The sequence below is a fragment of the Streptomyces sp. NPDC058678 genome, from assembly GCF_042714835.1.
Lineage (GTDB): Bacteria > Actinomycetota > Actinomycetes > Streptomycetales > Streptomycetaceae > Streptomyces.
This window is the reverse complement of record NZ_JBHXSG010000093.1, coordinates 18897-26763: the sequence shown is the minus strand read 5'-3', so window position 1 is coordinate 26763 and position 7867 is coordinate 18897. Positions and strand designations below refer to the sequence as shown.

Genomic DNA, 7867 nt, shown 5'->3' with positions numbered 1-7867 from the left:
CCGCGACAGCCGCGAACCGGCCGTCCCCCGACAGCGTCGGCTTTCCCAGAACAGGAAGGAGATCAATGTCTGTGAACTTCATACGATGAATTTATTTCCCGTAACGTCGGCGGTCAACGCCATTCAAATTGGCTGGAATGGAACAGAAAAGACGCCAGGGAAACTCCTGGCGTCATTTCCGGGCCCCTTTTGTCAGGAGCCTTTGTCAGGAGCCTTTGTCAGGAGCCTTTATCGGGAGTTGGCCGCGATTCGTCGCTCGACCGATCGGGCCTCCTGAAGGCGGTGCTGGTCCCGGTACATGTCGATCGCCCGCGCCCACGCGTCACGGGCCTGGGCCGGGCGCCCGGTGGCCGCGTAGCTGTCGCCGAGCCGGTCCAGGGCTCCCGCCTCCTGATACGTGTTGCCGAGGGCTCGGCACAGTTCGAGCGCGGCCCGGTAGGCGGCCACGGCCTCGGTGTGCCGGCCGGTCTGCTGCGCGAGCAGGCCCAGACTGTCCAGCGCGGCCGCCTCACCGCCGCGGTAGTGGTGCTGACGGGCAATCTCCAGGGCGCGGGTGCAGTACCGCTCGGCCTGGCCGAGGTCACCGAGCCGGGTGTGGTACCAGCCCGCCGCGTTGAGCGCGTCGGCCTCGGCTCCCCACTGCTGGGCGCGCCGGAACAGCCCCGCCGCGCACACCGCGTGACGGAGCGCCGCCTCGTTGCGCCCGGCCATCTCCTGGACCCAGGCGAAGATGTAGTACGCCCAGGCCTGCGGGCCCGCTCTGCCGTGGCGCTCCGCGATCCGCACCGCCCGCTCCAGGTGGGCGACGGCCTCGGTGTGCCGGCCGGCGCGGCTGGCTGCCTGTCCCGCGTAGCGGTGTGCGGTGATCTGGGCCTCGGGGTCGCCCAGGGCGTGGGCGGCGCGCAGTGCGTCCGCCCACTGCTCCAGCTGCTGTGCGGTGTGACCGCGCCGTACGTAGTGGCCGTTGAGGCAGTTGGCGAGCTGGAACACCGCGAGGCGGCGGCCGGTGTCCACGGCCAGCTCGCGGACGGCGGCCAGGGTGGCGTGTTCCTCGTCCAGCCATGCCAGTGCCGCCTCCCGGGAGGCCCATTCCTCGGGCACACAGCCCGGCTCCACCGCAGCGAGGGGCAGTTCAGGGTGGTGCGGGGCGATGATCTGGTCCGCCCGGTAGGCGCTGTGCAGATAGTGGTCGACCAGCCGGCGTCGTGCCGCCGTGTCGCCGTGGCGGCTGTCGGCCCGTCCCGGTGCGGTGGGCAGGGGCCGGTATCGGCCCGGTGCGGTCGGTTCGCATACTTCGTCGGCCACGAGCTGCTTAAGGAGGGCGGCCGCGCGGCCTGCGTCGACGGCCAGCAGCGAGGCGGCCGCCGGCACGGCGATGTCCGGGCCGGGCAGGAGGTGCAGCAGGTGGCGGGCGTGCTGGTAGGCGGGGCCGGCCGGCGCGTGCCCGAACCGGGCGGGCGTTTTCCCGTCGCCGGTGGGTGCGCCGTCTTTGACGGCTGGTCGCCGCGCCGGAGCGCTCAGGTGGGCGTGGACCATGGTCTGCCTCCTCCTCGGCCGTGGGCGGCCGTGCCGGTCACAGCAGCGTGAACCGGGCTTCGGGCTGGATGAACATGGGGTCGGTGTCGGTCACGTCGAACGCCCGGTAGAAGGCGGGGACATGGCCGAGGACTGCGTTGCAGCGGAACTGCGGCGGCGCGTGCCGGTCGTTGGCCAGGCGCTCGCGCATCCGCCCCGGGGTGCGTTTGACGCGCCACATCGTGGCCCACAGGACGAAGAACCGCCGGGTTTCGGCGGCCCGCTCGGCGTCGGAGAAAGTGGATGCGGCCAGGTGGGCGGCGAACGCGGTGTGCGCGACGGTGAGTCCGGTGATGTCGGCGATGTTCTCGCCGAGGGTGCGGGCGCCGCTGACGTGCTGTCCGTCCAGTCCCTGGGGGACGTAGCGGTCGTACTGCTCGACGAGCAGCGCGGTGCGCCGCGTGTACTCGGCGCGGTCCTCCTCGCTCCACCATTCGCGCAGCCGGCCCTCGCCGTCGTAGCGGGAGCCCCGGCTGTCGAAGGCGTGGGACATCTCGTGGCAGACGATCGAGCCCAGCAGGGCGAAGTTGCGCGTCATGTCACCGCCCGCGTCGAACAGGGGCGGTTGCAGCAGCGCGGCGGGGACGACGACCTGGTTGAGGCCGTGCCGGAAGTATGCGGTGACCGCCTGCGGCCAGACCTTCCACTCGGCGCGGTCGACAGGGCCGCCGAGCCTGCGCAGCTGGCGGACGAAGTGCCGGGTCCGGCCGCGGCGCACATTGCCCAGCAGATCGGCCGGGTCGGTGTGCAGGTCGTCGAGTCCGGCGGTGTCGCGCGGGTGGCCGACTTCGACGTGCATGGCGTCCAGCTTGGCGATCGCCGCGTCCCGGGTGCTGTCGGCCATCCAGCCGGCCTGCTCCAGGCAGCCCCGGTAGGCCTTAACGAGCGCGTCCACCAGGTCCTCGGCCGCCTTGCGGGTGCCGGGCGCCAGGTGCTCCTGGAGATAGCGCTCCCCCACCTCGTCGCCGAGGACGGTCTGCACGAAGGAGGTCGCCCGCATCCAGCGGGGCCGGGGCCGGCGGGATCCGGTCAGCACCTGCCCGTAGAAGCGGAAGTTCTCGGCGAACATCGCGGCCGGTGCGAACGGGGCCGCCTCGTGCACCCGCAACCACAGCAGCCACAGCTTCAGGTCCGCCAGGTCGGTCGCAGTCCACCACGCGTCCAGCGCGGTGCGGTACGGCCCCGGCCGGATCTGGACGCGGGCGTCGGGCGGGATGTCACCGAGCCCCTCCAGGAAGGCCCCCCAGGGGAAATCGTCTGCGTCTGCGTCGGCGGCGAGTTCGGCCGCGGTGGTCACCTGGGCCTGGGCCCTGATGCGGCCGGAGGCGTCCGGCCGGGTGTGGGCGGCGGCGAGCGCGCGCTCCACACGCAGGGCTGCCTCGGCAGCGTCGTGCCCATCGCCCTGCCCGGCCAGTTCCAGGATGGCGCGCAGATGCCCGGCGTACTGCTCGCGCAGCGGCGCGTGGCCGGGGTCCAGATAGGCGGCCGGGCCGCCGGCCAGGGCCAGGCCGGACTGGGTGAGGGTGAGCAGGTAGCCGCGGGTGCCCGTGGTGTCCGTCTCGACGGTCGCCTCCAGGGGGCCGCCGACTTGCTCGCGTTGCAGCCGGCCCATCAGCCGCGCCAGGCCCGCGCGGTCGGTGACCGCGCGGACGGTGTCGAGCAGGACCAGGAGATCGGCCGGGCCGCGCTCGGCTATGCCGGCCTCGTCCATGAAGCTCGCGTAGAGATCGGCGATCTGCCGGCCGGGGTCGCCCGGTTGGGCGCAGGGCGGGCCGCTGTCGCGGATCACGGCGACGACGTCGTCCTGCACCTTCTCGGCGAGCAGGGACAGCACGGTGGCCTCGGCCCGGTGCTCGGGCAGGACGAAGGCGTCCAGCCAGCGGCCGTTGACATGGGTGTAGAAGTCGTCCTGCGGCCTGGTCGCCGGGTCCGTGTCGACGTCGTACGCCGTGATCGCACTCATCGTGATACGGCCTTGTCCGGTACGGCCCGGGTGTCCGCGGCCGGCTCCGTGACCGTGCCCGCCGCCGTGTCCGTGGTGGTTGGCGTGCCGGTGTCCGCGGCCGGCTCCGTGGCGGTGTCCGCGGCCGTGTCCGTGGTGGTTGGCGTGGCGGTGTCCGCGGTGTCGGAGTCAGCGGTGCGCAGCAGGGCCCGGTGGAAGACGAGTACGGCGAGCAGGGAGCAGATGCCCGCCACGAGGAAGGCGTGGCGCGGCTGCATGAAGCCGAGGATCACGCCGCCCAGCAGATAGCCCACGGCGGGACCGGTGTTGGAGACGGCGCCGAGCGCGGCGAACGCCCTGCCGCGGTGGCTGTCGGGGACCCGGAGGTTGATGACGATGTGGGTGACGGTGGCCTGCGCGCCGTTGCCGAATCCGCCGATCACATAGCAGGGCACGATCCACCAGGCGCCCGGGGCGAGTCCGGTGCCGAGGATACCCACCGCGATGCACAGGAACGACCCGATGAGGATCGCCTCGTGGTTGAGCCCTTTGATGCGGCGCACCAGCAGCGCACCGGGGACCAGGCCGGCCATCCAGGAGGACATGATCAGCCCGTACGTCTCCTCGGACCCGCCGAAGGTGTCGCGTACGTAGAAGACGATGAGGACGTTGATGATGCTCGCCGCCGCCATCACCACACCGCTGACCGCGAGCATGGAGCGCAGGAAGCGGTCGGTGGACACCCGGTAGGCGGGCTTGTCCTGCCGCTTCACGCGGCCGTCGCCGGCGGCCGGCGCGGCGGTCTTGTGGTGCAGCCGGGTACGGATGGCCAGGGCGCCGAGCACGACGACCGCGAACGACGCCGCGTCCAGCAGCAGCGAGATCCTGACCCCGAAGTGGGCGGTGAGGAAACCGGCGATGCCCGGGGCGGCAACCATGCCCGCCATCGCGGTGGTCTGGGAGATCGAGGAGGCCCTGGGGACGTTTTCCTTGCCGACCATCGCGGCGGGCAGCCCGGCGAAGACCGGATGGGTGAAGGCCAGGCCGCAGGACAGGAGCACGGCCAGGACGATCAGCAGGGCCGGTGTGGTGGTCTGCGTCATGGCCAGGCACGCCAGGATCTGCAGCGTGGCGACCACGACGATCAGCCGGCGGCTGTCGAACCGGTCGGCGAACCTGCCCGTGAGGGGGGCGAGCAGGGCGGGCGGCACGGCGGCCGCGAGCAGCAGGGCCATGACCGCGTACGATCCGGCGCCGTTCGCCTGGAGCAGCAGGATCAGGGCGGTGGCGGCCGCGATGTCGCCGGTGAAGGACAGCCCCCGCATACCGGCGAGGATGTAGACGTCCCGCCAGGCGGGTGCGGCCGCCGCGGTGATCGTGGGCGCCGCGGCCCGTGGGGTGGTGTCTGTCATGGTGAGGTTCAGCTCCTTGAGCGGTCGGCGGTTTCCAGTACCCCGAGGCGGGTCAGCCCTTGGGCTACGTGCACGGACCGGGCTTCGGGCACGTTCGGGAACAGGTGGGCCGCCGGGACCGCGCCACCGCTCTCCAGCTCGCGCAGCGCGTCGGCGACGGCGTCGGGGACGGCGAGCCGATGGCCGTTGACGAGCAGTTTGCTTTTCGCGCCGTCGCTCGGTCCGATCTGCAGGGGGACGGCGCTGCGGCGCAGCCGGGTGCCGGCAGTGAGCAGGTCTGCGGACGCGAGCCGTTCGAACTCGCGGGGCCGGCCGACCCCGGCGCGCTGCCGGCCGGCCGCGAGCAGCCGGTCGGTCTCGGCCGCCGGGTCGGCTGCGGCCAGCCGGCCGGCGAGCCGGCGCAGCAGGGCGCCGAGGGCGGCGCCGCCGTCGCCTTCCGTGGCGCCGGCCAGGTGCGGGAAGCCGTCGAACTGCGGGTCCTGGAGCAGCTGTTGCACCGTTTCGCCCACCAGGTCGCGCCAGCGGCGCGGCTGAACGGTGACCGACAGATGCAGGGAGACCTCGGCTTTGGCGGCCGCTGCGTGCGGGGTTCCGTACGGCAGGTACAGGACGTCACCCGCACGCAGCGTCGTCTCGAGGGCGGGCGGCCCGAGGTCCTCGGGCCGGTGGGAGGCTTTGTCGGCGCGGCGGCCTGCGGGCGGCTCCCAGATCCGCCAGTCCTTGGTGCCCTCGATCTGGAGGACGTAGACGTCGACCGGATCGTGGTGGGGGGCGTAGCCGTCCTTGCCGGCCGGGGTCAGGAAGGCGACCACCTCGGCAGGGCAGGCGAAGGTCCGGGCGAAGACGTCCACCAGGTGCCGGGCGGAGGGCAGGAAGTGGTTGAGCGCGTTCCAGGTGATGGTGGCGCCGGACCGGAACAGTTCGTAGACCTGTTCCGGGACGACCGCCTCGGTGAGGGCGGCGCCGTGGTCGGCGACGGTGCGGGTGTAGGCCTTGCCGGGTACGCCGCGGCCGTCCTTGGCGATGCGCAGATAGGCGGGTGGTACGGCTTCCATGGCGACGATGTCGTCGAGTTGCCGCACCGACACGAGGCTCAGGGTCCTGCCTTCGAGCGCACCCCTGCGCAGCAGCGGCTTGTTGTTGAAGTACTCCGAGAAGAAGACCTGCGGGTCTCCGACGAGGTCCTCGAAGCCCTGGGTGGTCGTGGATGTGTCCACGCTCTTCGCCTCCAGCAGACGGGACGGTGCCTTTAGTGCTCTCGTGTCGGTGCGGCGCGGGCGGGGCGCCGTCAGCGGGCGCCGGTCACCTCCAGGACGCCCAGGCGGGTCAGCCCCTGGGCGGCCTTGGTCGCCCGGTCGGCGGAAACACCGGGGAAGATCTCGCCCGCGGGCACCTCGGCGTCGCCCAGGCTCGCGAGCGTCTCGGCGACCGGGGCCGGGACGGCGATCTTGTGACCGTTGACGGTCATCTGGGTACGGCCGCCCTCGTTGGCGCCGAACTCGACGGCGGCCGTCGTACGGCGCAGCAGCACCTCCGGGGTGAACCGGTCCGTCTCGGCGATGCTCTGGAACGTGGTGCCGTGCGAGCTGCCCGGCATGGTGCGGCCCAGCTCGGCCAGCCGGTCCAGCTCGGTGCCGGCGTCCAGGGACTGTGTACGGGCGGCCAGCGAGGTGAGTTTCTGCCGGAACAGCGACTCCACGCCTGAGTCCCGCAGGGCGCCGATGTGCGGGTACTGGTTGAACTCCGGGTGGGACAGGACGTGTTCGAAGGTCTCCCGCAGCAGGTCCTTCCACATACGGGGGCGCATCATGATCGACAGGTGCAGGGACACCTGGTCCTCGGCGGCGGCCGCGTGCGGGGTGTTGTAGGGCAGGTACAGGACGTCGCCCGGCTCCAGCAGGACCTCGATGGCCGGCTCGCCGAGCTCTTCGTCGGTGTACGAGGCGTTGTCGCCGTGGCGCTCGGCCGGCACATCCCACAGCTTCCAGCGCTTGGTGCCCTCGAGCTGGACGATGAAGAGGTCGACCGGGTCGTGGTGCGGCAGGTAACCGCGCTTCTTGGTGGGCGTCATGAATCCGACGACGTCGGTCCGGACGGCCATCCTGTCGCTGATGACCCGGGTGAAGTCGCGCAGTTCCGGGACGATCTGGTTGAGCGAGCACCAGGTGACGGTGGCCCCGGCCCGGAAGAGCTCGTAGATCTTCTCCGGCACGACCGTGTCGGTGATGTTGACGCCCTGGACGACGACGCTGCGCGTGTAGCCCTTCTCCGGCACCCCGGAGCCGTTGTGGTTCACCTTGATGTAGGGCGGCCGGATCGATTCCAGGTGCAGCAGTTCATCGAGCTTGCGGATGGAGAGGATGTCACGCACATCCCCCGGCATCGCACCCTTGCGCAGCAAGGGCTTCTTGTCGAAGTACTCGGCAAAGAAGACCTTTTCGTCCCCCACCAGATCTTCGAATGTGAAGTCGTACATATGCATTCCTTTCGATGCCCGATGGCTGGAACGAGGTTTGTTGCGGTGGAGGGGCGGCGAATATGTCGGGCCGCCCCTCCAGCCGCAGCCAAATTACTGGATGTTGACGTAGTACGACGTCGCCAGCAGCTCGGCGGAGGTCTCGATGAACTCGATGTCGTCGAACGCCACGGTGCTCTCCATGTTGCTCACTCCTTTTTGTTTTCCGCTTGCCACCGCCGTGTTCGGGCGGTGACGAAATATTCGCCCGGTGCGGCCTTGTGCGTCAACGGCGGAAAACCTGAGCACTGGTCGGGCGGAATTCAAAAAACGGGCACATCGAATGGAAAAGCGGGGGCCACAGCCGGCCTAACCCGGTGGGGGCGCGGGAGGGGGGGGGGGGCGTGGGGGGGACAACCCACGGGGGGGGGCGGGGGGGGGGGTGTAAATTGCCCGCACGGGCCGGGGGGGCAACCCCCCCCC

The 7867-nt window shown here is 71.2% G+C and carries 5 protein-coding genes; all 5 read right to left on the bottom strand.

Going from position 1 to position 7867, the window contains the following annotated elements:
- Positions 1–228: 228 nt before the first annotated feature.
- Entirely contained in the window at positions 229–1536 is a 1308-nt protein-coding gene (locus ACFWWR_RS43905; protein WP_384309849.1) for a tetratricopeptide repeat protein, read from the bottom strand.
- 37 nt (positions 1537–1573) lie between these two features.
- Positions 1574–3538 (bottom strand): M13-type metalloendopeptidase, encoded by a 1965-nt coding sequence (locus ACFWWR_RS43900; RefSeq protein ID WP_384309847.1) that lies wholly within the window; start codon positions 3536–3538, stop codon positions 1574–1576.
- A complete protein-coding gene (locus tag ACFWWR_RS43895) occupies positions 3535–4929 on the bottom strand; it encodes an MFS transporter (RefSeq protein WP_384309844.1) in 1395 nt (464 codons plus the stop codon). The genes ACFWWR_RS43900 and ACFWWR_RS43895 overlap by 4 nt, the downstream gene beginning before the upstream one ends.
- An 8-nt stretch (positions 4930–4937) precedes the next feature.
- Entirely contained in the window at positions 4938–6146 is a 1209-nt protein-coding gene (locus ACFWWR_RS43890) for a cupin domain-containing protein (protein ID WP_384309841.1), read from the bottom strand.
- Positions 6147–6217: 71 nt separating this feature from the next.
- Positions 6218–7405 (bottom strand): cupin domain-containing protein, encoded by a 1188-nt coding sequence (locus tag ACFWWR_RS43885; protein WP_383873130.1) that lies wholly within the window; start codon positions 7403–7405, stop codon positions 6218–6220.
- Between the last annotated feature and the right edge of the window lie 462 nt (positions 7406–7867).

Excerpts from the sequence above, each read along its gene's own strand:
- ACFWWR_RS43905 (WP_384309849.1), bottom strand. The coding sequence starts at position 1,536 with ATGGTCCACGCCCACCTGAGCGCTCCGGCGCGGCGACCAGCCGTCAAA.
- ACFWWR_RS43900 (WP_384309847.1), bottom strand. The coding sequence starts at position 3,538 with ATGAGTGCGATCACGGCGTACGACGTCGACACGGACCCGGCGACCAGG.
- ACFWWR_RS43895 (WP_384309844.1), bottom strand. The coding sequence starts at position 4,929 with ATGACAGACACCACCCCACGGGCCGCGGCGCCCACGATCACCGCGGCG.
- ACFWWR_RS43885 (WP_383873130.1), bottom strand. The coding sequence starts at position 7,405 with ATGTACGACTTCACATTCGAAGATCTGGTGGGGGACGAAAAGGTCTTC.